General features: G+C 70.9%; 16 protein-coding genes. 11 read left to right on the top strand and 5 right to left on the bottom strand.

Annotation, left to right across the window (positions count from 1 at the left end; all coding sequences use genetic code 11):
• Positions 1-93 precede the first annotated feature (93 nt).
• Entirely contained in the window at positions 94-3,357 is a 3,264-nt protein-coding gene (locus ABT294_RS23445; protein ID WP_350808365.1) for an ATP-binding protein, read from the bottom strand.
• 166 nt (positions 3,358-3,523) lie between these two features.
• On the opposite strand from ABT294_RS23445, the gene ABT294_RS23450 reads away from it, so the two are divergent.
• Positions 3,524-4,375, top strand: a complete 852-nt coding sequence (locus ABT294_RS23450) for an NAD(P)-dependent oxidoreductase (RefSeq protein WP_350808366.1) — start codon at positions 3,524-3,526, stop codon at positions 4,373-4,375.
• A gap of 44 nt (positions 4,376-4,419) precedes the next feature.
• Here the strand turns inward: ABT294_RS23450 and ABT294_RS23455 are convergent, their stop codons facing one another.
• The 3 genes from ABT294_RS23455 to ABT294_RS23465 form a co-directional block, all read right to left on the bottom strand.
• Positions 4,420-5,751, bottom strand: a complete 1,332-nt coding sequence (locus ABT294_RS23455; protein WP_350808367.1) for a maltokinase N-terminal cap-like domain-containing protein — start codon at positions 5,749-5,751, stop codon at positions 4,420-4,422.
• 3 nt (positions 5,752-5,754) lie between these two features.
• On the bottom strand, positions 5,755-7,455 hold the full coding sequence (gene treS / locus ABT294_RS23460; protein ID WP_350808368.1) for a maltose alpha-D-glucosyltransferase: 1,701 nt from the start codon (positions 7,453-7,455) through the stop codon (positions 5,755-5,757).
• A gap of 71 nt (positions 7,456-7,526) precedes the next feature.
• Positions 7,527-9,626, bottom strand: a complete 2,100-nt coding sequence (locus ABT294_RS23465) for an alpha-1,4-glucan--maltose-1-phosphate maltosyltransferase (protein ID WP_350808369.1) — start codon at positions 9,624-9,626, stop codon at positions 7,527-7,529.
• Between the two features lie 239 nt (positions 9,627-9,865).
• Between ABT294_RS23465 and glgP the strand changes: the two genes are divergently transcribed.
• Together glgP and ABT294_RS23475 are read left to right on the top strand one after the other, a co-directional pair.
• Entirely contained in the window at positions 9,866-12,448 is a 2,583-nt protein-coding gene (gene glgP, locus ABT294_RS23470; RefSeq protein ID WP_350808370.1) for an alpha-glucan family phosphorylase, read from the top strand.
• A 44-nt stretch (positions 12,449-12,492) separates the two neighbouring features.
• Entirely contained in the window at positions 12,493-13,389 is an 897-nt protein-coding gene (locus tag ABT294_RS23475) for a MurR/RpiR family transcriptional regulator (RefSeq protein ID WP_350808371.1), read from the top strand.
• Here ABT294_RS23475 and ABT294_RS23480 read toward each other — a convergent pair.
• Positions 13,352-15,265, bottom strand: a complete 1,914-nt coding sequence (locus ABT294_RS23480) for an N-acetylmuramoyl-L-alanine amidase (RefSeq protein ID WP_350808372.1) — start codon at positions 15,263-15,265, stop codon at positions 13,352-13,354. The genes ABT294_RS23475 and ABT294_RS23480 overlap by 38 nt on opposite strands.
• 111 nt (positions 15,266-15,376) lie before the next feature.
• Here ABT294_RS23480 and ABT294_RS23485 point away from each other — a divergent pair, with 111 nt between their 5' ends.
• The 8 genes from ABT294_RS23485 (at position 15,377) to ABT294_RS23520 (ending at position 24,073) form a co-directional block, all read left to right on the top strand.
• On the top strand, positions 15,377-16,282 hold the full coding sequence (locus ABT294_RS23485; RefSeq protein ID WP_350808373.1) for an NAD-dependent epimerase/dehydratase family protein: 906 nt from the start codon (positions 15,377-15,379) through the stop codon (positions 16,280-16,282).
• A 2-nt stretch (positions 16,283-16,284) separates the two neighbouring features.
• Complete coding sequence (locus tag ABT294_RS23490; RefSeq protein WP_350808374.1) at positions 16,285-17,058, top strand: enoyl-CoA hydratase/isomerase family protein; 774 nt, start codon at positions 16,285-16,287, stop codon at positions 17,056-17,058.
• A 159-nt stretch (positions 17,059-17,217) separates the two neighbouring features.
• Positions 17,218-17,556, top strand: a complete 339-nt coding sequence (locus ABT294_RS23495) for a hypothetical protein (protein WP_350808375.1) — start codon at positions 17,218-17,220, stop codon at positions 17,554-17,556.
• Positions 17,547-18,752: a DUF6395 domain-containing protein gene (locus ABT294_RS23500; RefSeq protein WP_350808376.1), complete on the top strand. Its 1,206-nt coding sequence runs from the start codon at positions 17,547-17,549 to the stop codon at positions 18,750-18,752. The genes ABT294_RS23495 and ABT294_RS23500 overlap by 10 nt, the downstream gene beginning before the upstream one ends.
• A gap of 131 nt (positions 18,753-18,883) precedes the next feature.
• Positions 18,884-19,726, top strand: a complete 843-nt coding sequence (locus ABT294_RS23505; protein ID WP_350808377.1) for a M55 family metallopeptidase — start codon at positions 18,884-18,886, stop codon at positions 19,724-19,726.
• An 85-nt stretch (positions 19,727-19,811) separates the two neighbouring features.
• On the top strand, positions 19,812-21,362 hold the full coding sequence (locus tag ABT294_RS23510) for a flavin monoamine oxidase family protein (RefSeq protein WP_350808480.1): 1,551 nt from the start codon (positions 19,812-19,814) through the stop codon (positions 21,360-21,362).
• 58 nt (positions 21,363-21,420) lie between these two features.
• Entirely contained in the window at positions 21,421-21,933 is a 513-nt protein-coding gene (locus ABT294_RS23515; protein WP_350808378.1) for a YbaK/EbsC family protein, read from the top strand.
• Between the two features lie 121 nt (positions 21,934-22,054).
• Positions 22,055-24,073 carry a protein kinase domain-containing protein gene (locus ABT294_RS23520; RefSeq protein ID WP_350808379.1) on the top strand — a complete coding sequence of 673 codons (2,019 nt, stop codon included), beginning with the start codon at positions 22,055-22,057 and terminating at the stop codon, positions 24,071-24,073.
• Positions 24,074-24,078: the final 5 nt, after the last annotated feature.

Raw genomic sequence — 24,078 nt, forward strand, 5'->3', positions numbered from 1 at the left:
ACTCCTTGGCCGGTGGACTCATCGTGGGCGATCGCTTACGTAGAGTAGCGGCGAACCGCCTCGCCGACGTCCGAACGCGAATACGTGTGGCTTTCAGGGGGCGCCCGCGAGGTCGTCCAGGGGGATGGTGCCGCCCGCCTCGATCGCGGCGGCGAGGGCTGCTTCGCCGAGGGACGATCGCACGGCGACGGTGACGCGGTCGACGTCCCCGCGTTCGGCCTGGGGGAGCGGGACCCCCACCGACTCCCTCAGAGCGGCGGCCCTGCCGAGCAGGAGGGCGGCCTCCTCGTGGCGGTCCTGGAGCGCCCGCACTCCGGCGAGCCCCTCCAGGGCGAGGGCGATCGCGCGCGGGTCGCCGACCCTGCGGGCCGTCGCCAGGCTCTCCAGGTGGAGGTCCTGCGCCGCGACGGCGTCGCCGCGTTGCTCGGCGACGAAGCCCAGCTCCGCCAGGATGAGGGCGGCGCCCGGCTCGCCGGCCACGTCCCGCACCCAGCCGAGCCAGTCGCGCAGGCGCCGCTCGGCCTCGTCCAGCCTGCCCTGCCGCCTGGCGCCGAGCGCCAGGCCGATCTCCGCGAACTCCTCGGCGGGACGGTTCGACTGCGCCACCGCCAGCCGCCTGGCCCGCTCGTGGAACTCCTCAGCCCCGGCGTGGTCGCCGGTCAGCAGCGCGATCCTGCCCAGCCTCGACAGCGCGTCCGGGACGGAGCTCCACAGCTCCAGCTCCTCGGCCATCCGCAGCCCGTCACGGCGTAGCTCGGCGGCCCGCTCGTAGTCGCCGGTGATCTCCGCCAGCGTGCCGAGGTTCTCCGCCGCCCGCATCTCCCCCCAGCGGTCGCCGGTCTCCCGGAACAGCTCCAGCCCGTGCTCGCCGTCCCGCTGGAGCGCCTTGAGGTCGCCGCGCAGCATCGCCAGTCTGGCGCGTACGCTCAGCGCGGCGGCCGTGCCCCAGCGGTCGCCCAGGGCCGTGAACGCGTCCAGGGCGCCGTTGACGAGCTCGTCGCAGGTGGCCAGGTCGTCGTAGCCGAACAGGGCGAACCCCAGGAACCACTGCGCCCTGGCCCTGGCTGCCGGATCGCCGATCGCCTCGAACAGCCGCACGTCGGGCGCCCGACCCTGCCCGGCCAGCATCCGCAACCCGGCCAGCCAGACCTGGGCCCGCACGTCGCCGGACACCGACAGGACCGCCTCCAGCGCCCGCTGCCCCTCACCCAGCCGTCCGCGCAACACCCAGTACCAGCCCAGCGCGTTGACCAGCCGCACCGCCTCGTCCGCCGCGCCGCTCCCGGTGCCCGCTGCGTCCCGCGCACCTGCCCCTTCGCCAGGCTCGGTGCCCGCCTCCTTCAGCGTGCCGCCGGCCGTGCTCAGGCGCACCGCCGTTTCGGTGGCGGTGCGGAGGTTGGCGCTCTCCGCGTCGAGCAGGGCGAGCCAGGCGCGCTGGCCGGGGCCGCGCAGGTGCGGTTCCGCGCGCTCGGCGAGGTCGGCGTAGTAGCGGACGTGCCGCATCCGGACGGCGGCCAGCTCGCCCGCCTCCGCGAGGCGCTCCAGGCAGTACGCGGCGACCGACTCCAGCAGCCGGTACCTGCCGCCAGCCACCCGCACCACCAGCGAGCGGTCGACCAGGCGTCCCAGCAGGTCCAGCACGTCCAGCCCCGGCTCCGCGCAGACGGACTCGGCGGCCTCCAGCGCGCACCCGTCGGCGTGCACGGCCAGCCGCCGCAGCACGACCCGCTCGGCCCCGGTCAGCAGCTCCCAGCTCCAGTCGATCATCGCGCGGAGCGTCTGCTGCCTCGCCGGGACGCCGCGCAGGCCGGTGGCGAGCAGGCGGAAGCGGTCGTCGAGACGGTCGGCCAGCTGGCGCGGGGTGAGCAGGCGCGTCCTGGTGGCGGCCAGCTCCAGGGCCAGCGGGATGCCGTCGAGCCGCGCGCAGATCTCCTCGACGGCGTCGTCCGGCGGGACGCCCGCGCGTGCGGTGAACAGCTCCACGGCCGCCTCGCGCCCGAGCGGCGGCACGCTCCACAGGGCCTCGCCCGCCACCCGCAGCGGCTCCTGGCTGGTGGCCAGGATCCGCAGATCGGGGGCCGCCCGCAGCAGCCGTCCGGCCAGCTCGGCGACCTGCTCCACCACATGCTCGCAGTTGTCGAGGACGAGCAGCGTCTCACCGGCGCGCAACACCGCCGCCAGCCGCTCCCCCCTGTCTCCCGGGACGTCGTCGCGCACCCCCAGCACCTCGGCCACCACCTCCGCCACCTGCGCGGAGGTCGACGGAGACACGCCTCCGAAGCCGCCCGAGACCGGGTGCCCTGGTCGGCCAGGTGGGTCGGTGCGCGTGGACACACCTCCGAGGCCGTCCGAGGCCGGGTGCCGTGGCTGCGCGGTGGGGTGTTGTGGTTCTCCTGGTGGTGGGGTTGAGGCGAGTTCGATCAACCAGGTGCCGCCGGGGAAGGGGCGGTCGGGGTCGGCGGCGCTCTCCAGCGCCAGGCGGGTCTTGCCCACGCCGCCCGGCCCCGTGAGGGTGACGAGCCGGTGCTCGAGCAGCAGCGAGCGGACCTCGGCGACCGCCTCCCGCCTGCCGATCAGGGGAGTGAGCGGCGCGGGCAGGTTGGTGCGGCGCTGGGCGGGGGCGTCGAGGGCGGGGTCCTGTTCGAGGATCGCCTGGTGCAGTGCCGTCAGCGCGGGCGCGGGGTCCAGGCCCAGCTCGGACGACAGGCGTTCGCGCAGGTCCGCGTAGCCGGTCAGGGCCTCGCTCTGCCTGCCCGCCCGGTACAGGGCCCGGATGTGCACGGCACGCAGCCGCTCCCGCAGGGGATGCGCGGCCACCAGGTCCGTCAGCTCGGCCGCCATCAGCCCGTGCTCGCCCAGCGCGAGCCGGGTTTCGGCGAGTTCCTCCAGCGCCACCAGCCGCTGTTCCTCCAGCCGGGCGGTCACGGGCCTGGCGAAGTCGTGGTCGGCGAACTCCGCGTAGGCGGGGCCGCGCCACAGGCCCAGCGCCTCGGTGAGCAGGGCTCGCCGGGCCTGGAGGTCGCCGGTCCGCTGGGCGCGGGACAGGAGGGACTGGAACAGGTCGGCGTCCACGTCGTCGTCGGTGGCGCGCAGTAGGTAGCCGGGTGCGCGATGGACGATCGCGTCACGGTCGCCGAGCACGCGGCGCAGCTGCGAGACCTTGACCCGGAGCGCGGCCAGCGCGTCGGCGGGCGGGCGGTCGCCCCACAGGTCGTCGATCAGCCGGTCGGCGGAGACAGGCGCGCCACGGTGCGCCAGCAGGTTGGCGAGGAGCGCGCGGACCTTGACCTCGGGCACCTGGACGGGCTCGCCACCGGCCGTCCAAGCCACGAGAGGGCCCAGCACCCCGAATCGCATCTACCCCCCATAACCCTTTCCGCATCAGACCATAACCCCGCCCCGCCAAGGTGAAGGCAGGCGGGCACGAGTTGGGAGGCCGATGGGATCCCGGGCACAAGGGGATCCCCACAACCCCGGCCCGCCTGATGAAGAGATCAACCACTGAGCAGAAGGAAATAGCGAAATGTCGGAATCTGTGTCGATCATTGGGCTTGGGCTCATGGGGCGCGCTCTGGCCGAGACCCTGCTGGCCGCCGGTCACCGCGTCACCGTGTGGAACCGCTCGGCCGCCAAGGCCGACGATCTCGTCGCCAAGGGCGCCACCAGGGCGGCGACCGCCGCCGAGGCCGTGGAGGCGAGCCCGCTGGTGATCGTCTGCGTGCTGGACTACGCGGCCGTCCACGAGATCCTCGACCCCGTCCCGCTGACCGGCAAGGTCGTGCTGAACCTCACCAACGGACGCCCCGCCGAGGCCCGCGAGACCGCTCGGTGGGTGGCCGAGCGTGGCGGCGACTACGTGGACGGCGGGATCATGGCCGTCCCCCAGATGGTCGGCGGGCCGGGCGCGCTGATCCTCTACAGCGGCTCCCAGACCGCCTTCGACCGGTACGAGGAGACGCTGCGCCCGCTGGCCAGGCCGCACTACCTGGGCACGGACGCCGGGCTCGCCCCGCTGTACGACCTGGCCCTGCTCACCGGCATGTACGGCCAGATCGCCGGGGCGCTGAGCGCGATGGCCCTGCTCCGCTCGGAGAATCGGCCGCTGACGGACTTCACCGCGTCCCTGCTGGTGCCGTGGTTGACCGCGATGGCCGGGTTGCAGCCTGCCTGGGCTGCGGCGATCGAGGCTGGGGAGCACGCGACCGAGGTGTCCAACCTGGAGGTCAACAGGGTCGGCATGGCCAACCTGGTCCGCGCCTTCGCCGAGCAGGGGGCCGGCCTCGACCTGCTCCTGCCGATGAAGAAGATCATCGACGACCGGGTGGCGCGCGGCCACGGCGCGGAAGGACTGTCCGGGCTGATCGAGGAGCTTTGACCCTCCCCGGCTGTCGAGGGTAAGGGCTGCGTGGGAGTGGGTGGTCAGGTGTCTCGTTCGCGGAACGCCGCCATCGGGATCGAGATCCACGACGGCCGGTTGCGAACCTCGTAGACCACCTCGTACACCGCCTTCGACAGCTCGAACGCGCGCAGCAGGGCCGCGTCGCCGGTGTTGATCACACCGCCTCCCTCGCGGTACCCCGTGAGGAACGCCGCCCGGTTCCGGTCGGCCCACTCGTCCGCCAGCGGCGCCAGGCTTTCGGCGTCGGGACGGTCGGCGAGCAGGTGCCTGGCCGCGTAGTCGAACGAGCGCAGCATCCCCGCCACGTCGCGCAGCGGCGACGACAGCGCCCTGCGCTCGGCCAGCGGCTGGCCGGGCTCGCCCTCGAAGTCGAGCACGATCCAGTCGGTGGGCGTGCGCATGACCTGCCCCAGGTGGTAGTCGCCGTGCACCCGCTGCAAGGGGACCTGGGTGGTCAGCTTCTGGACGCGGAAGTACGCGGCCTCCAGCGCGGGGACGTGCGGGCGTAGTTCGGGCACCTCGGTGACGGCCTGGTCGAGCTTGCGGGTGAACTCCTCGGACATCCGTTTGATGTCGTGCGCCTCCAGGACGTCCGTGGGGAAGGCGGCGGCCAGCTCGCTGTGGACGCGGGCGGTGGCGAGGCCGAGCCGCGCGGACTCGCCCTCGAAGTCGCCGCCCGCCTCGGCGGCCGTGACGGGCGGCATCGAGCAGTAGAGGTCGCGGACGCTCGCCAGCGCCAGGTCCCAGCCGTCGTTGGCGGTCGCGAGGTACTCCTGCATGATCGCGAGCGTGGTGGGGGTGCCGTCCAGGTCCTTCTCGATCCAGCCGTACGGGCGCGCGATGTGCGGGGCGTCCCGTTCGGCCAGGGCGGTGATGATCTCCAGCTCGGGGTTGACGCCGGGGATGAGGCGGCGGAACAGCTTGCAGATGTAGGCGTCGCCGTAGACGAGGGAGGTGTTCGACTGTTCGGCGCCCAGTACGAGGCTGCGCAGCGTGGTGTCGATGGTGACGTCGGGGGCGTGGCGCATCCGCAGCCCGTTGCGGGTGTCGCCGTGAGCCATGCCGTCGAGCAGCCAGCCGGTGAGGTCGGCGTCGTGGACGGCGTCGTAGACGTACTTGTCGCGGTCGCGGCCGATGAGGGCGTGGGCGAGCCGGTCGGGCAGTTCGTCGCGCTGGCCGAGCAGCAGCTGGTAGCGGTCGCCGGAGCCTTCCTGCGACACGGTGAGGACGAGATGTCTGAGGTCCGGCGACAGTTCCACGTCGGACTCGATCGACACGTTGTCGATCGGGCGCCCCTTGCCGCCGAACCATCGTTGACGATTGATCCATGCGGCAAGGAGCTCGTGAAACACGTCCTACTCCTCCTGGGTGAAGGCGGGCGGGAGAGTGAACCAGTAGAAACCATGCCCGGGAAGCGTCAAAAGATACGGAAGTTCGCCAATTGCCGGGAATGGAACCCCACCCATCGTCTCGACAGGTGAGACGCCGACGAATCTCCGCAGGTCCAGCTCCACCGGCTGCGGGAAGCGGGACAGGTTGTTGACGCAGAGCATCCGGTCGTCTCCCAGCTCGCGGACGAACGCGAGCACGCTCGGGTTCGACGAGTTCAGCTCGGCGAACTCGCCCGTCCCGAACACGGGGTGGCGCTTGCGGATCTCGATCATGCGCTTGGTCCAGTGGAGCAGCGATCCGGCGTTCTTCTGGTGCGCCTCCACGTTGAGGCCCTGGTAGCCGTAGATCGGGTCCATGATGACCGGCAGGTAGAGCCGCCCCGGGTCGCAGTCGGAGAAGCCCGCGTTGCGGTCGGGGTCCCACTGCATGGGGGTGCGGACTCCGTCGCGGTCGCCGAGCCAGATGTTGTCGCCCATGCCGATCTCGTCGCCGTAGTAGAGCACCGGGGAGCCGGGCAGCGACAGGAGCAGCGCGGTGAACAGCTCGATCTGGTTGCGGTCGTTCTCCAGCAGGGGGGCCAGCCGCCGCCGGATGCCGACGTTGGCCCGCATCCGGGGGTCCTTGGCGTACTCGGTGTACATGTAGTCGCGTTCCTCGTCCGTGACCATCTCGAGCGTCAGCTCGTCGTGGTTACGGAGGAAGATGCCCCACTGGCAGTGCTCCGGAATCTTGGGGGTCTGCGCCAGGATTTCGGAGATGGGGTAGCGCGACTCCCTGCGTACGGCCATGAAGATGCGCGGCATGAGCGGGAAGTGGAACGCCATGTGGCACTCGTCGCCGCCGCCCACCGGGTCGCCGAAGTACTCCACGACGTCCGAGGGCCACTGGTTGGCCTCGGCCAGCAGCACCCTGTCGGGGTAGATCCGGTCGACCTCGGCCCTGACCCGCTTCAGGTACTCGTGCGTGCGGGGCAGGTTCTCGCAGTTGGTGCCCTCCTCCTCGAACAGGTACGGCACCGCGTCCAGCCGGAACCCGTCGATGCCCAGGTCGAGCCAGAAGCGCAGCACTTCCAGCATGGCGTCCTGGACGTCCGGGTTCTCGTAGTTGAGGTCCGGCTGGTGGTGGAAGAAGCGGTGCCAGTAGTACTGGCCGCGCACCGGGTCGTAGGTCCAGTTGGACGTCTCGGTGTCGATGAAGATGATCCGGGCGTCGGGGTAGCCCTCGTCGCTGTCGGCCCAGACGTAGAAGTCGCCGAACGGCCCCTCAGGGTCGTGCCGGGAGGCCTGGAACCACGGGTGCGTGTCGCTGGTGTGGTTCATGACGAGGTCGGCGATGACCCGCATGCCGCGTTTGTGAGCCTCGTCGACGAGCTTCACGAAGTCGCCCAGGTCGCCGAACTCGGGCAGGATCTTCATGAAGTCCGCGATGTCGTAACCGCCGTCACGCAGCGGCGACTCGTACAACGGAAGCAGCCAGAGGCAGTCGACACCGAGCCACTGGAGGTAGTCGAGCTTGCTGATCAGGCCACGGATGTCGCCGGTGCCGTCGCCGTTGGAGTCGGAGAAGCCCCTGATCAGGACCTCGTAGAAGACGGCGCGTTTGTACCAGTACGGATCGCGCGGCTTCTCCTCGTCGAACGGGTTGGGAATGGGTGTGGAGCTCATGAGCCCTCCCTTGGGTGGCTCATGAGGGAGGCGCTTTCACACACGTTGAAGACTCCCCGCTGAATTCTGGTCTATCGTGGCGCGGCTCTTACGGTGAGGATGTGGGCAGGCTGGATGTGGGGGTCGAGGCGGACGTAGTTGCGCTGCCGCCATCGATACGACTCGCCGCTCAGTTCGTCGTCCACGACGAACTCGGCGTTCCAGTCGAGGCCGAGGGCGGGCAGGTCGAGGTCGACCGTCGCCTCGTGGGTGTGGTGCGGGTCGAGATTGACGACCGCCAGAACGACGTCGCCCATGCCGTGCCGTCGTGTGGCCGTGTCATAGGCGCCCGGGAGCCGCTTGGAGAAGCAGACCATATCCGGATGGTCGATTCGGTGGAACCGTAGATTACGCAATTCCTGCAGCGCTGGATGGGCTCTTCGGAACAAATTCAGGTGGGTGATGAAGGGCGCCAGACTGCGCCCCTCCCGTTCCGAGGCTGCCCAATCGCGAGGTCTGTACTCATATTTCTCGCTATCTAGGTATTCCTCGCTTCCAGGACGTACTGGGACGTTTTCCGCTAGTTCGTAGCCTGAATACACCCCCCATGTCGGCGAGGCGAGAGCCGCCAGCACCGCGCGGATCCTGAACGCGGGAACCCCGCCGTGCTGCAGGTACTCGTGCAGGATGTCCGGCGTGTTGACGAACAGGTTGGGCCGCAGGAAGTACGAGGTCGTGTGCGCCAGCTCGGAGAGGTACGACTCCACGTCCTCCTTGGAGTTCTTCCACGTGTAGTACGTGTACGACTGGTGGAAGCCCGCCTTGGCCAGCGTCTGCAGCATGGCCGGACGGGTGAACGCCTCGGCCAGGAAGATCACGTCGGGGTCGGTCGCGTGCAGGTCGTCCAGCAGCCGCTCCCAGAACCCGACCGGCTTGGTGTGCGGATTGTCGACCCGGAAGATCCGCACCCCGTGGTCCATCCAGTGCCGCAGCACCCGCTTGACCTCTTGGTAGACGCCCTCGGGGTCCTTGTCGAAGTTGACCGGGTAGATGTCCTGGTACTTCTTCGGCGGGTTCTCGGCGTACGCGATCGACCCGTCGGCCCTGATCGTGAACCACTCCGGGTGCTCCTTGACCCACGGGTGGTCAGGGGAGCACTGCAGGGCGAAGTCGAGCGCGACCTCCATGCCCAGCTCGCGGGCGCGGCTCACGAACGCGTCGAAGTCCTCGATCGTGCCCAGGTCGGGGTGGATCGCGTCGTGCCCGCCGTCCTCGGAGCCGATCGCCCAGGGCGAGCCCGGGTCGTCGGGCTCCGGGCTGAGCGTGTTGTTGCGTCCCTTGCGGAAGGACAGCCCGATCGGGTGGATCGGCGGCAGGTAGACGACGTCGAAGCCCATCGTGGCGATCGCGGGCAGCCGCTTGCCCGCGGTCTGGAAGGTGCCGGACTTGGAGACGCCGGCCTCGCTGACGACCGCCCCCTCCGACCTGGGGAAGAACTCGTACCACGAGCCGTACAGCGCCCTGCGCCTGTCGACCCTGATGCGCTGCTGCTTCGCCCTGGTCACCAGGTCACGCAGCGGATGCGCGTCCAGCAGTGTCGCCGTCTCGGGCAGCTGGGCGATCGACAGCCGCGCCCTGGGGTCCAGCTCCTCGTCGCGCAGCGTCGCGGAGATGGCGAGCAGCGCCGCCCGGTGACCGCAGGGGCTGTCGCCGTTGGTCATGGTGGAACCGTCCCTGCCAGGGACGGCGTTGCGGTGCGCGGCGGGGTGGCCGTTCCCCGGACCCGGGCAGTCGGCCTGCCGCACGGCCCTGGCCGCCCGCTCGAACAGGCGGGCGCCCTCCTCGCACATCAGATCGGTGTCGAGCCCGCGCGGGATCTTGATCTCGGCGTCGTGCAGCCACGTCGCGATCGGGTCGCTCCACGCCTCGACGCGGAACAGCCACTCGCCCTCGGTGGCCAGGCTGACCTGGACACCCCACCTGTCGGTGCCCGGAGCCAGCTCGCGCATCGGTCTCAGACGGCCGCGCTGCCCATCGGGCGCGGTGAGGACCACGCCCGCGGCCACGGCGTCGTGGCCCTCCCTGAAGACGGTCGCGGAGACCTCGAAGGTCTCACCGGCGACCGCTTTGGCGGGCCACTGCCCGCAGTCGACGACGGGGTGGATGTCCGTGATGGGAATTCTTCCGATCATCGCATCTCAAGGTTGCGACGGTACGCTCGGTACCGCCGGAGGCTTTCCGTGGCAGGAACGATCCTTGCACGTTAATTGCGGGCAGCAACGGATAGACCCCCGAGTGTCCCCGGGAGACCTGACATTGGTGGAAGTTGCCCCAATAGTCGCGCTTCATGCTTCTTTCCGGAAGGGGTTTGAAGGACGTTGCCGGGGGTGAAGGTCTCACTCGTCCCTCCTAGCCCATAGGGTTCGAAATCGTGAGAGCTATCCGCCGGTTCACCGTCCGCACCGTCCTACCCGCGGAGCTGGCCGCCCTCGGCGAGCTCGTGAGCAACCTACGCTGGTCGTGGCATCCAGAGACCACCGACCTGTTCGCCGAGGTCGATCCCGACCTCTGGGAGCAGGTGGGGCACGATCCCGTCGCCCTGCTCGGTGCCGTCGACCCCGCCAGGCTCGCCGAGCTGGCAGGCGACCGCCGCTTCCTGCGCCGCCTCGCCGACGCCGCCGACGACCTGCGCGAATACATGACCGCGCCCCGCTGGTACCAGACCCTGCCGGAGGCGCCCCAGACCGTCGCCTACTTCTCCCCCGAGTACGGCATCGCCGCCGCGCTGCCCCAGTACTCCGGCGGGCTCGGCATCCTGGCCGGAGACCACCTGAAGGCGGCCAGCGACCTGGGCGTGCCGATCCTCGCGGTCGGCCTGCTCTACCGTCACGGCTACTTCACCCAGTCGCTCTCGCCGGAGGGCTGGCAGCTGGAGCACTACCCGTCGCTTGACGCGGGCGGCCTGCCGCTCAGCCTGCTGAAAGAGGACGACGGCACCCCGGTCAAGATCCGCATCGCGCTGCCGGAAGAGCGCGTCCTGCACGCCCAGCTCTGGGTGGCGCAGGTGGGCCGGGTCCCGCTGCTGCTGCTCGACTCCGACGTCGCCGACAACGACACCGCCGCCCGCGACGTCACCGACCGCCTCTACGGCGGCGGCACCGACCACCGGCTCCTGCAGGAGCTGCTGCTCGGCGTGGGCGGCGTGCGGGCGATCCGCGCCTACTGCCGCATCACCGGGCACGCCGAGCCCGAGGTGTTCCACACCAACGAGGGCCACGCCGGCTTCCTCGGCCTGGAACGCATCCGCGAGCTGACCGAGACCCGCCTGTCCTTCGACGAGGCGCTGGAAGCGGTCCGGGCGGGCACCGTCTTCACCACGCACACCCCGGTGCCCGCGGGCATCGACAGGTTCCCCGTCGACATGATCGCGCGCCAGTTCGGCGGCGACAACGCCTGGCCGACCGTCCCGGTCGAGCGGATCCTGGCGCTCGGCGCCGAAGCCGATCCCGGCCGGTTCAACATGGCCGTCATGGGCATGCGGCTGGCCCAGCGCGTCAACGGCGTGTCGGAGCTGCACGGCAAGGTCAGCCGCGAGATGTTCAAGGACCTGTGGCCGGGCTTCGACCTCGACGAGGTCCCGATCGGCTCGATCACCAACGGCGTCCACGCCCCCACCTGGGTGGGGCGCGAGCTGATGGAGCTGGCCGGGCGCGAGCTGCCGTCGCTCCTCGAGCGGGCCCGCGGCTGGGAGGGCGTGCAGAAGATCTCCGACAGCGACCTCTGGGAGATCAGGGGGACGCTCCGGCGCCGCCTGGTCGACGGGGCCAGGGCCAGGCTGCGCCAGTCCTGGCGCGACCGCGGCGCGTCCGACGCCGAGCTGGGGTGGATCGACGACGCGCTCGACCCCGAGGTGCTGACGATCGGGTTCGCCAGGCGGGTGCCGTCCTACAAGCGGCTGACGCTCATGCTCAGCGACCCGCAGCGGCTGAGGAGCCTGCTGCTCGACCCCGTCAAACCGGTGCAGATCGTCATCGCGGGCAAGGCGCACCCGGCCGACGAGGGCGGCAAGAAGCTGATCCAGCAGATCGTCAAGTTCGCCGACGGGGCCGGGGTCCGGCACCGCATCGTCTTCCTGCCCGACTACGACATGGCGCTCGGCCAGCTCCTCACGCAGGGCTGCGACGTGTGGCTGAACAACCCGCTGCGCCCGCTGGAGGCGTCCGGCACCTCGGGCATGAAGTCGGCGCTGAACGGCGGGCTGAACCTGTCGATCCGCGACGGCTGGTGGGACGAGTGGTACGACGGCACCAACGGCTGGGCCATCCCCACCGCCGACGGGGTGGTCGACCCCGACAGGCGCGACGAGCTGGAGGCCGCCGGGCTGTACGACCTGATCGAGCACGAGGTGGCCGACCGCTTCTACGACCGGGGCCCCGACGGGCTGCCCCGCCGGTGGATGGAGATGGTCAAGCACACGCTGACCTCGCTCGGGCCGAAGGTGCTCGCCGGGCGGATGCTCCGCGACTACGTGGTGGGGCTGTACACGCCCGCCGCCGTCTCCGCCCGCGCGCTCTCCGCCGACCAGTACGCGCCGGCCAGGGCGTTCGCCGCCTGGAGGCTGCGGGTCACCAAGGCGTGGCCGGGCCTGCGGGTCGAGCACGTGGAGGCGTCCGGAGTCGGCGACACCCCGGAGGTGGGCGCGTCCCTCGAGCTGCGGGCCACGGTCGCGCTCGGCGACCTGGAGCCCGGCGACGTGCTGGTCGAGGCGGCCTACGGCCGGGTCGGCCCGCACGACGAGCTGGTGCACCCGTCCTATCTGGGGCTGACGGCCGTGGAGGTCGGCGACGACGGGCGGGCCCACTACACGGGCACGGTCCCGCTCGACCGCACGGGCCCGTTCGGGTACACGGTCAGGGTGGTGCCGCACCACCCGCTGGCCGCGTCGCGGGCGGAGCTCGGCCTGATCGCCGTCCCCGAGGAACCCGTCGGGATGACGAACGGGACGTTGCGCTGATCATGACCATATGAACAGTGCGCATCCAGCGGCATAATCACTCTGTGGACGACAGCGGGAACGGCCTGCGGGCAGACACTCTGGTGGCAACGGTCCGCGGTGTGCTCCCGTCGCTGACCCCGGCGGCGCAGACCGTCGCCCGCCTGATCCTCGAGGACCCGGCGATGGTGGCGCGGAGCACCATCACGGAGCTCTCCGCGGCGTCCGGCACCAGCGAGGCGACGATCGTGCGCACGGCGAGGCTGCTCGGCTTCGCCGGGTATCCGCAGCTCCGCCTCGCGCTGGCCGCCGCCGCGGCGCAGCCCGACCGGCTGGTGCCCGGCGACCTGGCCCCCGACGATCCGCTGTCGGAGGTCATCCAGAAGGTGGCCAGGGCCGAGTCCGAGGCGATCAACGACACGGTGGCCCAGCTCACCTCCGAGCGCCTCGGCCTGGTCGTCGAGGCCATCGTCGGAGCCAGGCGCGTCGACGCCTACGGGGTGGGCGCCTCCGGCCTGGTCGCGGCGGACGTCGCCCAGAAACTGCTGCGCATCGGCCTGTCGAGTCACGCCTTCCAGGACGCCCACCTGGCGCTGACCAGCGCCGTCCTGCTCAAGCCCGGGGATGTGGCGATCGGCATCAGCACGTCGGGCGAGACACCCGACGTGCTGGAGCCGCTGGGCCGGGCGAAGGAGGCGGGCGCCACCACCGTGGCGATCACCAACAATCCCCGCTCGTCCATCGCGGAGCTGGCCGAGCACGTGCTCATCTCGGCCGGGCGCGAGACGGAGTTCCGCCCCGGCGCCCTGGCCAGCCGCATCAGCCAGCTCCTCGTCATCGACTGCGTGTTCGTCGGCGTCGCCCAGCGCACCTACGACTCCTCGCAGGAGGCGTGGGACAGCACCAGGCGCGCCGTTCAGCAGTTCACCCGGAGAACGTCACATTCACGTCGTCAGCCTTGACGAACATCACCCGGTGCCCGAACTGGATCTCCAGGTACTTCGTCTGGCCCCTGACCACCTTGTGGCTTTCCAGGTCGAAGGTGACGGCCCGGTAGTACTCGGTGCTCGCCGGGCCGGCGAGGGTGTACTTCTCGCCCGCCGAGAACGTGTACTGCAGCGGGGTGACCGCCTGGTACGGGATGTCGGCCGGGTAGGCCTCCTTCTCCGGGTACGCCCTGCCGTACACCGGCACGGTCGCCAGCCCCGGCTTGGGCGTCACCACCAGCCCCATCGAGGGCACGGCGGTCGGCGCGGAGGCCGGGTTGTGGAACCACGCCTTCTGGCCGAGGTACCAGATCGCGGTCCAGTCGCCCTGCCTGTCGGCCACCGCGAAGCGTTGCCCGGTGCTGGCCCTGGCGCTGTGGTCGTACACGCTGTAGAGCGAGTCGCCGGTCGGGTGCTTGCCGATGTCCTTGACGAGCGGCGCGTCCGCGCGCGGCTCGGTGCGGAGCCAGATGGACTGCGCGCTGAGCGGCGGGCAGGCGGCCTCCGGGTTCTTGCGGTCGCAGCCGTAGAAGTACGGCTTGTTGGTGGCGAAGTCCGGCTTGATCATGACGCTGCCCGACTTGGGGCCGCCGAACTGGTGCAGCGGCGCGCCGAGCAGCTCGAAGTAGTGCGCCCAGTCCCAGAACGGGCCCGGGTCCTCGTGCATGCCCTTGACGGTGGTCGGGAGCGTGCCGGGCACGTTGTCGTGGCCGAGGATGTGCGCCCGGTCGAGCGGCACGCCGTGCCTGAGGGCCAGGTAGCGCACGAGCTTGGCCGACGTGCGGTACATCGCCTCGGTGTACCAGGTGCTGCCCTCGGCCAGGAAGCCCTCGTGCTCGATGCCGATGGACTTGGAGTTGATGTACCAGTTGCCCGCCTGCCAGCCGACGTCCTTGGTCTTGATCTGCTGGGCGATGTGGCCGTCGCTGGAGCGCACCGAGTAGTGCCAGCTGCCGGGCCACTTCGGGTCCTGGTTCAGCTTGACCGAAGGGCCGAAGTAGCCCTCCATGTCGTGGATGACGATGTAGTCGACCTTCTGGTTGACCGGGCGGTTCGACAGGTCATAGTGGCCGTAGTCGTCGTTCGGCAGCTGCTGGTACGCGGCCGGGATCCACTCGCAGGAGATCGACGCCGGGCACTCCACGCCGTCACGGCGCGGCGGGCGCAGACCCAGCTTCTCCAGCCACTTCTCGATCTTCTCCAGGCCCGGAACCGGGGGCAGCGCGACCTTCTGACCGTCGTCGGTGACCCGCTCGGCGCCGTCCTGGATGGTGGCGTAGACCTCGTCGGCGAAGATCTTGGCGGCCTCGGACTCGTCGGCGCCCGAGTACTTGGCGACGGCGCCGTACCATTCGCCCGGCTTGTCGCTCAGGGGCGCGCCCAGCGACTTCTGGTAGTCGGCCAGCAGCGCGGCGCCGCCCCTGATGTTCGCGGCGGCGTCGGTGCGGAGCTTCTCGTGGCTCTCGCCGGTGAGCTGGGACGCCTTCTCCATGGTCCGGAGCGAGGCGGGGATCTCGGTGGGCGCGGGCGTCTCGGCGGGGGCGGCCAGGGGACGGGTCTCGTCGCCCCGCGGGTCCTCCTCGCCTTCGCCGTGGTGGTTCGAGCCGGTGAAGGCGGCGGCGTCGGTCAGGTGCATGGGGCCGAACCCGGCGTCGTTGCTCGGCTGGCCCGCGTGCGCGTCCCAGCGGGACTCCAGGTAGGAGACGCCCAGCAGGACGCTCTCGGGGACCTGGAACTCCTTGGCCGCGGCGGCGAACGCCTGCTGCCTGTCGCCTGGCTCCTCGGCCTGTGCGGCCGTGATGTTCACTAAGGGCAGGAAGGCGACCACAGCGATCGCCAACGCTCTGCGCATGTACGTCTCCTCGACTGGGGGGCGTGCCGGAGCCAGCGTCGCAACATTTTCCTTCCTTGGCGAGAGCTTTGCGAAGATATTTTTCAGTAGTTAACGGCCTATGGTGTGCGGATGACGTCGATCGTGACCGGGGCCTCCGGGTTCCTCGGACGCGCCCTGACCTCGGCCCTGCTCGACGCCGGCGAGCACGTGATCGGCATCGACCGCCGTCCCCAGCCCGAGCGCCCCGGCCTGACGGTGCTCACCCGCGACCTGCTCGACGAGGGTGGTGCCGTTGAGGCGGCTTTCGCCGTCGCCGACGCCGTCTACCATCTGGCCGGATGCCCCGGCGTGCGCGACCGCGGCCCCGGCGTGGCCCGGCGCCGTCACCGCGACAACGTGCTGGCGGGTGCGCGGGTGCTCGCCCTCGTCCGGCCCGGGGTCCCGCTCGTCGTGGCCTCCTCCAGCTCCGTGTACGGAGGAACGTCCGGTGGGCGTCCCAGCCGCGAGTCAGACCCGCTCCGCCCGATCGGCGGGTACGCCCGCAGCAAGGCCGCCCTGGAACGGCTCTGCCAGGAGCGGCCCGTCACGATCGTCCGGCCGTTCACCGTCGCGGGGGAGGGGCAGCGGCCCGACATGGCCCTCTCCCTCTGGCTGGCGGCGGCCGTCGCGGGGCGTCCCCTGCCCGTCCTCGGCTCCCTCGACCGCACGCGCGACGTCACGGACGTGCGGCAGGCCGTCCGCGCCCTGATCGACCTCACCGGCGTCCCCGGCGTCGTGAACCTCGGCACCGGCCGAGGCCACTCACTGCGAGCCCTGGCGGCGGCGGTGGCCGAGGTGACGGGGGCGGAGGTCACGTTCGATCTGCGTCCCGCCCCGCCCGTCGAACCCGGCGACTCGCTGGCCGACACCCGCCGGCTCCGGTCGCTGATCGGCTGGACCCCGGAGACCGACCTCCTGGGCCTGGTCCGCCGCCAGCACGCCCACGCGAGTACCGGGCCGCCCCTCGGCCTCCCGGACGCTTCTGTAGTGTGCTGACCATGGGTGAGTTCGTACGCGTCGAGGTGGCCGACCAGATCGCCACGATCCAGCTTGATCGTCCCAAGATGAACGCCCTCAACAACCAGGTGCAGAGGGAGATCGGCGAGGCGGCCCGCGAGGTCGACGCCGACCCCGGCATCCAGGCCGCGGTCATCTACGGTGGCCCGCGCGTCTTCGCGGCGGGCGCCGACATCAAGGAGATGGCCGACATGTCCTACGCGGAGATGTCTCTACACTCCCGGACCCTCCAGGACTGCTTCACCGCCGTGGCCCGCATCGGCAAGCCCGTCATCGCCGCGATCACCGGCTACGCGCTCGGCGGCGGCTGCGAGCTGGCGCTGTGCGCGGACTTCCGGGTGGCGGGGGAGTCGGCCAAACTGGGGCAGCCGGAGATCCAGCTCGGCATCATCCCCGGCGCGGGCGGCACCCAACGGCTGCCGCGCCTGATCGGGCCGTCGCGCGCCAAGGACCTCATCTTCACCGGCCGCCACGTGCCGGCCGCGGAGGCGCTCGCGATCGGCCTGGTCGACCGCGTGGTCCCCGACCCGGAGGTGTACACGGCGGCCCTGGAGTGGGCGGCCACCTTCGTCGCCGGCCCCACGGTGGCGCTGCGCGCCGCCAAGCAGGCGGTCGACCAGGGGCTGGAGGTGGACCTCGACACCGGCCTGGAGATCGAGCGCCTGCAGTTCTCCGGCCTGTTCGCCACCGACGACGCCAAGACCGGCATGCGCGCCTTCGCCGAAAAGTCCAAGCCCAAGTTCACCGGCCGCTGACCCACCCGCGCACGCCTGCCCTGCGAGCGTGGCCCGTGGGGCGGGTGCGGGGCTTCCCCTGCCCGTCCGGGGGTGGAAATGGCGATCAGTTAACGATCTTTGGTGGCATTCTCGAACGGCGCCCTGTTAGGCGGGGGTTTGCCACTATGGTGACGTTTCATGATGCGCGTCCTGGTCCCCGTCCGGCTGCGTAAGGCCGTGCGTACGTGGTTCGATGCCCGTTACATCTCCATCGCTGACCACCGTCAGGACATCAGGGACGCCCTCTGGGAGGTCCAGACCCTGCGCCGGGAGATGGCCACCCTGCAGGCGGAGGTCGAGCGGCTGAGGAGCGCCCGGCCGCTCGCCGTCGACAGGGCGAAGCTCGACGACACCCAGCGGCTCGCCCAGGAGACCGCCAAGGCCCTCGACGGCGTCCTGCAGAACGAGGTGCTCCTCTGGCAGGCGATCGACTCGCTGAAGGCGGGCCGCGCGAGTGAGGATCAGCCGTGCGCGTGACCTGGTCGGGAGGCGAGCTGACCTTCCGCCTCGACCCCGAGGACGAGATCACCGGAAAGGCCGCCGACGAGCACCCCGTCAAGCTGGCCACCAACACGTGCACGATCTCGGGCGTCCCCGCAGACGCGCACCCCGACCTGTACGCCGTCGCCGCCTGGACCGTCGTCGCCCCCTGGACCAGGAGGAAGATCACCTTCGACCGGGCGGTGTCCGCCGAGGTGGCCGCGGCCCTGCAGGATGGGTGGGGCGTCGAGGCGGGCCCGGTGGGAGCGGAACCCCGCGGCGCCGGGGGCACGCTCGCCATCTCCTACAGCGGTGGAGCGGACTCGGTCGCGGCGTCGGCCATCTACCCCGACGCCCCCTTCGTCCACTTTCGACGGGTGCCTCACGCGCGGGTGCCCAACCGCTGGCCGCACTACCGCTCGGACGTCCTCGCCAAGCTCGCGAAGCGGACCGGCCGCGAGCTCACCGTCGTCGAGTCCGACCTGGAGTTCACCCTCGCCGAGCCGCGCCCCGGATACCCGGAGCACCACGCCGTCGCCGCGGGCGCGCTGCTGCTCGCCGACCGGATGGACCTCGGCGGCCTGGCGTTCGGCTATGAACTGGGGTCCCGGTGGCTCGGCGGCGACCGCTACCTGCTGCGCTACACGCCCGACAACCCGATGTGGGCTCCGCACGGGGAGTGGGGGCGGCTGTTCGCCGCCGTGGGCGTGCACATCGTGCTGCCCGTGGGCGGCGTGAGCGAGGCCGTCACCATGCGGCTGGCCCTGAACTCCGACCTCAAGGAGCACGTCCGGTGGTGTCTGCGCGGCACTGACGGCCCGTGCCGTACCTGCGGCAAGTGCCTGTACAAGGAGCTCATCCAGGCCGCCGTGGAGCGCCGCCCGATCGACACCCCGATCACCGCCGACCGGCCGGTGGCCCGCAAGTGGCTTCAGCCGCCGCCGTTCGGCGGCCAGGAGATGATCGAGTACGGGCTGGCCCGCGTCCCCGGCATCGAGCAGTCGCTCTTCGCCAAGGCGCTCGACCACTTCGACGCCAGCGAGGAGTCGACGAGCTGGCTCGACCACTGCTACCCGCCGGCGATCGACGAGATCCCGCCGCGGTGGCGCGACGAGGCCGCCGCCTTCCTCACCTCCAACGTCGGGCTCATGACGGAGCGCGAGATCCGCCGGGTGGAGACATGGGGCTCCTGACCCTCGCGTCGCCACCTCCCGGGGCACGGACGCGGACGGCAGAGGACCTGGCTCGCCCTGCCGGTGCGTGGGTGGAAGATTGGCAGCGTATGGGGTGTATGTCGGGTGAGGCGTGATGAGGGGTGCGGCGGATGAAGGTCTACCTGTCGGTTGACATGGAGGGCGTGACCGGGCTGACCGACCCGGAGGAGATGCACGCCGGCAAGCGCGGCTACGAACGCGGATGCGAACTGATGACGGCCGACGCCAACGCCGCCATCGCGGGCGCGTGCGACGCGGGGGCCGAGGGCGTCCTGGTGAACGACGCGCACGGGTCCACCAAGAACCTGCGCATCGACCTGCTCGATCCGCGGGCCACGCTGATCCGCGGGCCCGGCAAGGCGCAGCGGATGGCGCACGGGCTCGACGGGTCGTTCCAGGCCGCGTGTTTCGTCGGGTACCACGCGCGGGCCGGGGTGCAGCACGGCGTCCTCAACCACACGTGGATGGGCAAGGAGATCCACAACGTCTACCTCAACGGCGAGGTGTGCGGCGAGACCCGGCTGGTCGCGGCGTGCGCCGGGTTCCACGGCGTGCCCGTCGTGCTGGTGACGGGCGACGAGGCCGTCGGCGAAGAGGCGCGCGAGCTGCTCGGTGACGTGGAGACGGTGGCGGTCAAGAAGGGGATCGACAAGTTCTCGGCCGAACTGCTGCCTCCGAGCGTCGCCCAGCAGCGCATCCGTGAGGCGACGGCCAGGGCGTTGGGCCGGTTGACCGACTTCACGCCGTACACCGTGGCGGCGCCGTACACGCTCGGGGTGGAGTGGAACTCCACCGCCATCGCCGCGGCCGTGGGGCTGGTTCCCGGTGTGAAGTCGGTGGGCTCGCGGCACATCGAGTTCACCACGGACGACTTCACCCAGATCATGGCGCTGTTCGGGATCTTCGCCACCATCGGCGGCCAGATCGCCTGCGGCAGCGGCCCCTACGACTGAACGGCCACCTGGATCGGCCCCCGGGGCGTGGCTGGGCGCCGGGTGGATGTGGTGTCGGTGATGGTGGGCGGAGGAAGTGGGCGGCATGGAGGGCGCGGCGCTGACCCGGCGTGGGCTGCTGGTCGGTATCGGGGCGGCGGGCGGCGCGGGCGCGATGTACGCCGCGATGGGCGCGCTCGGCCTGGCGCCGTCCCGGCAGGAGACCCGGTTCGCGCCGCCCCAGCCGAGTGACTTCGCGCTGCGCGGGAAGGCGGCCGCCAAGGTGGTGATCGTCGGCGCCGGCGTGGCCGGGCTGACCGTCGCGTATGAGCTGGGCAAGGCCGGGTACGACTGCACGCTGCTGGAGGCCGGGACGCGCGCCGGCGGGCGGAACCTGACCCTGCGCGGCGGCGACCGGCTGGTGGAGGCCAACGGCCCGGCGCAGGACGTCCGGTTCGGCGAGGGCGTCTACTTCAACGCGGGGCCGGGACGGATCGCGCCGTGGATGGTCACCATGGACTACTGCCGCGAGCTGGGCATCCCCATCGAGACGTTCGTGAACAACAACGCCCAGGCGTACGTGCACACGAACGGGCAGACGGTCCGGGCCCGCACCGCCCGAGCCGACCTGTACGGCTACGTCGCGGAACTCCTCGCCAAGGCCACGAACACCGGCGCACTGAACAGGAAGCTCACCAAGGATGACCAGGAACGCCTCCTGGAGTTCCTGCGGCGTTTCGGCGACCTGGGCCCCAAGCTCGACTACGAAGGCTCCACCCGCCGCGGTTTCACGAAATATCCGGCGTTAGACACCGGCACCCCCATCGCGTCCCCAGGCTCGCTCCACGAGGTCCTCGCCGCGGCCACGGGCAGGGCCATCACCAACGACTTCGGCTACGACCAGGCCACGCCCATGTTCCAGCCCGTCGGCGGCATGGACGCGATCGTCACCGAACTGGTGGAAGCCGTCGGCCGCGACCGCATCACCACCGGCGCCAAGGTCACCAAGATCACCAACCTCCCCGACGGCGTCGAGGTCACCTGGGACGGCGGCCAGGTCAAGGCCGACTACTGCGTGGCGACCCTCCCGCCCCACGTGATGGCCAGGATCCCGCACAACCTCGGCGAGAGCGTCACCGCGGCGCTGAAGACCCCCGTGCCGGTGGCGGCGGGCAAGATCGGCCTGGAGTACGGCAGGCGCTGGTGGGAGCTGGAAGACCGCATCTACGGCGGCGTGACCGAGACGGACCTGGACATCACCCACATCTGGTACCCCTCACACGGCTACCACTCCGAGCGCGGCCTCCTCGTCGGCTACTACAACTCCGAGCAGAACGCGGAGCTGTACGGCGCCCTCACCCCGGAGGACCGCCGCAGGAGGGCGCTCACCCAGGGCAGGAAGATCCACGGCGACAGGTACGGCAAGGGCCTGCTGTCCAGCGTCTCGATCGCCTGGGAGCGCCAGGAGCACATCCAGGGCGGCTGGGTGCGCTGGCCCGCCTTTGATTCGTCCTTCACTCTTCTGCAACGCCCCAGCGGAAGGGTTTACTTCGCGGGCGACTGGCTCACCCACCTGATCGCCTGGCAGGCGGGGGCCCTGGAGTCCGCCCGCAGCGCCGTCACCCAGTTGCACCAGCGGGTGCTGCAGAACCCGTGACGACGCACGCGACCCCGGTGACCGCGTAGGGTCCTGGGGAAGCGAACGAGGAGATGGGATGACCTTGCACTGGGTGCCCGCGACCGAGCGGGCCGACCTGCTGGCCGAGCCGGTCGCGCGGGCCGTGGAGGGGATCGGCGACGTCGTGGTCGCCGAGATCGACCCCGAGCTGGCCGACACCGCGGCGTTCTGCGAACGCTACGGGGTGACCCTCGACGAGTCGGCGAACTGCGTGGTCGTCGCGGCCAAGCGCGGCGGCGAGACGCGCTACGCCGCGTGCATGGTGCTCGCGACGATGCGGGTGGACGTCAACGGCGTGGTGCGCAAGCACCTCGACGCGCGCAAGGCGAGCTTCGCCCCCATGGCGGAGGCAGTGGAGCTCACCGCGATGGAGTACGGCGGCATCACCCCGCTCGGCCTGCCCGACGACTGGCCGATCCTGGTGGACGTGAACGTCGCCGAGCATCCGAGAGTGGTCATCGGGAGCGGCGTGCGACGGTCCAAGCTCGCCGTGTCCGGAGCTACGCTCGCCGGGTTGAAGAGTGCCGAGGTGCTCTCCCTGGCGAACTGAGGCCAATTCGAGACCGTGGGATGGGAAACCAATGGGGCCGATCTGGACGTTGTACGAGTGGGAATGTGGCCTCATGGTTCATCTCGTGGGCGGGGATTAAGCCGGTATGGTGCTTCATGCCATGAACGATGACCGACTTGGCCCTTACCGGTTGCTCAGGCGGCTCGGTGAAGGCGGAATGGGCGTTGTGCACCTTGCTGTCGACCCCCAGGGGCGTCAGGTGGCGGTCAAGGTCCTGCGCGCCGAGGTCGCCGGTGACGAGGTCGCCAGGCGCCGGCTGTCGCGCGAGGTCGAGACCATGCGCCGGGTGCGCAGCAGGTACATCGCCGAGGTGCTCGACGCCGACGTGACCGGTCACCGTCCGTACATCGTCACCCGTTACGTTCCGGGGCGGCCCCTTGACGAGATCGTCAAGGACGACGGGCCGCTCGACCTGCCCGCGCTGGTCAGGATCGCGCACGGGGTGGCCACGGCGCTGGCCGCCGTCCACTCGGTCGGGGTCATCCACCGCGACCTGAAGCCGGGCAACGTGCTGATCCTCGACGGGGAGCCGGTGCTGATCGACTTCGGCATCGCGCAGGCCGTCGACGCGACCAGGCTGACCCAGACCGGCATGTTCATCGGCACGCCCGGCTACCTCGCCCCCGAGATCATCGAGGGCCAGGAGGCGGGGCCGGAGGTCGACGTGCACGCCTGGGCGGGCACGCTGCTGTACGCGGCCACCGGGCAGCCGCCCTTCGGCAAGGGCACGCTGGAGATGATCTTCTACAACATCACCGCGGGCAAGGCCGACGTGAGCGCCGTTCCGGCCGCGTTGCAGCCGCTGCTCAAGGCGGCGTTCCAGCGCAACCCGGCGAAACGTCCCAAGGCGCCGGAACTGGCCGAGCAGACCGCCCGGATGCTGCCCATGCGCGCCAGCAACGTGCCCGACGAGATCTCGACCGTGCCGCGTCCCGACCGGGGCGCGCTGCCGTCAGAGCCGCCGTTCGGCGACAGACAGGCCCACAACGAGCCGCCGTTCGGTGACAGACAGGCCCACAACGAGCCGCCGTTCGGTGACAGACCGGCCTACAGCGAGCCGCCGTTCGCGCCGCCCAACGCCGAGCCGCCGTACGTCGGCGACAAGCCGCCCTACGACGTCTCCACGCCGCCGGTGACCCCCAGGCAGCTCCTCGACGGCCAGCCGCCGCGTCTGCCGCAGGGCCAGCCCGACCAGCGTTACGTCTCGCTCCTGCCCGAGCAGGGCGACCCGTGGCCCACCCGCAGGGTGACCCCCGACGAGCTGCGCCGGATGCAGCGCGAGGCCGCGGCACAGGGCTCGGCGCAGGGCAGTCAGCCCTGGCCCCAGCAGCCGCCGCAGGTCGTCAACCACGACTCCGACGTGCCCACCAGGCGGGTCCGTCCCGACGCGCCCGACTACGGCAGGGGCAGCGCGGTCCCGCCGCCGCCGTACATCCCCGCGCAGGTCCAGTTCTCGCCGGAGCCGCCGAAGACCAAGCGCGAGCCGTTCGTCCCCGCCGTGCCTCCCGGGCAGCTGTTGCAGCGGTCCAAGGCGTACGGCGTGGCGGGCTCGATGCTGCTGATCCTGATGATCGTCGCGGCGATCCTGGCGCCGGTGCTGGTGGCCGTGCTGGCGCTTCCGGCCGTGGTGCTGCTGCGCGCGGCCGACCTGGCGCAGCCCGCGCTGTCGGCCCGCAGGTCCGCGGGCTTGGCGGCGCTGGACGTGTTCAGGGTGTTCGGCCGGCCCCAGGCGCTGGCCAAGTCCGTGGGCATCACGCTCGCACTGGCGCTCTACGCGGTCATTCTCGGTCTGCCGGTTACCTTGCTGCTCACCGTGGTAGTGAAGATGCCTGAGACGAACGCGCTGGCCTGGGGGGCGGCAGTAGCGCTGTGGACCGTCTGCGCGGGCCCCGGAGTTGAGGGACCCGGGAGACAGATGCGCAGAACCCTCGCATCGCTAATACCCTCGAGAACAGGAGCGATGGTGATGGCGGGGGTCCTCGCGGCGGGGGCCGCGCTCTCCCTGATCCTCGCTTACAGCACGTTCGGCGCCGATGCGAAGGAGGCCATGTGGGCTCCGCTGGACGTTCAGCCAGTGGTGAGCCTGCTCAGCGGGCTCAAGGGAAATCCGGGGGGATGATGCGG

Origin of the sequence: Nonomuraea sp. NPDC000554 (assembly GCF_040300065.1) — a bacterium.
GTDB lineage: Bacteria > Actinomycetota > Actinomycetes > Streptosporangiales > Streptosporangiaceae > Nonomuraea.

Excerpts from the sequence above, each read along its gene's own strand:
- ABT294_RS23445 (WP_350808365.1), bottom strand. The coding sequence starts at position 3,357 with ATGCGATTCGGGGTGCTGGGCCCTCTCGTGGCTTGGACGGCCGGTGGC.
- ABT294_RS23450 (WP_350808366.1), top strand. The coding sequence starts at position 3,524 with ATGTCGGAATCTGTGTCGATCATTGGGCTTGGGCTCATGGGGCGCGCT.
- treS (WP_350808368.1), bottom strand. The coding sequence starts at position 7,455 with ATGAGCTCCACACCCATTCCCAACCCGTTCGACGAGGAGAAGCCGCGC.
- ABT294_RS23465 (WP_350808369.1), bottom strand. The coding sequence starts at position 9,626 with ATGATCGGAAGAATTCCCATCACGGACATCCACCCCGTCGTCGACTGC.
- ABT294_RS23480 (WP_350808372.1), bottom strand. The coding sequence starts at position 15,265 with ATGCGCAGAGCGTTGGCGATCGCTGTGGTCGCCTTCCTGCCCTTAGTG.
- ABT294_RS23485 (WP_350808373.1), top strand. The coding sequence starts at position 15,377 with ATGACGTCGATCGTGACCGGGGCCTCCGGGTTCCTCGGACGCGCCCTG.
- ABT294_RS23490 (WP_350808374.1), top strand. The coding sequence starts at position 16,285 with ATGGGTGAGTTCGTACGCGTCGAGGTGGCCGACCAGATCGCCACGATC.
- ABT294_RS23495 (WP_350808375.1), top strand. The coding sequence starts at position 17,218 with ATGATGCGCGTCCTGGTCCCCGTCCGGCTGCGTAAGGCCGTGCGTACG.
- ABT294_RS23505 (WP_350808377.1), top strand. The coding sequence starts at position 18,884 with ATGAAGGTCTACCTGTCGGTTGACATGGAGGGCGTGACCGGGCTGACC.
- ABT294_RS23510 (WP_350808480.1), top strand. The coding sequence starts at position 19,812 with ATGGAGGGCGCGGCGCTGACCCGGCGTGGGCTGCTGGTCGGTATCGGG.
- ABT294_RS23515 (WP_350808378.1), top strand. The coding sequence starts at position 21,421 with ATGACCTTGCACTGGGTGCCCGCGACCGAGCGGGCCGACCTGCTGGCC.
- ABT294_RS23520 (WP_350808379.1), top strand. The coding sequence starts at position 22,055 with ATGAACGATGACCGACTTGGCCCTTACCGGTTGCTCAGGCGGCTCGGT.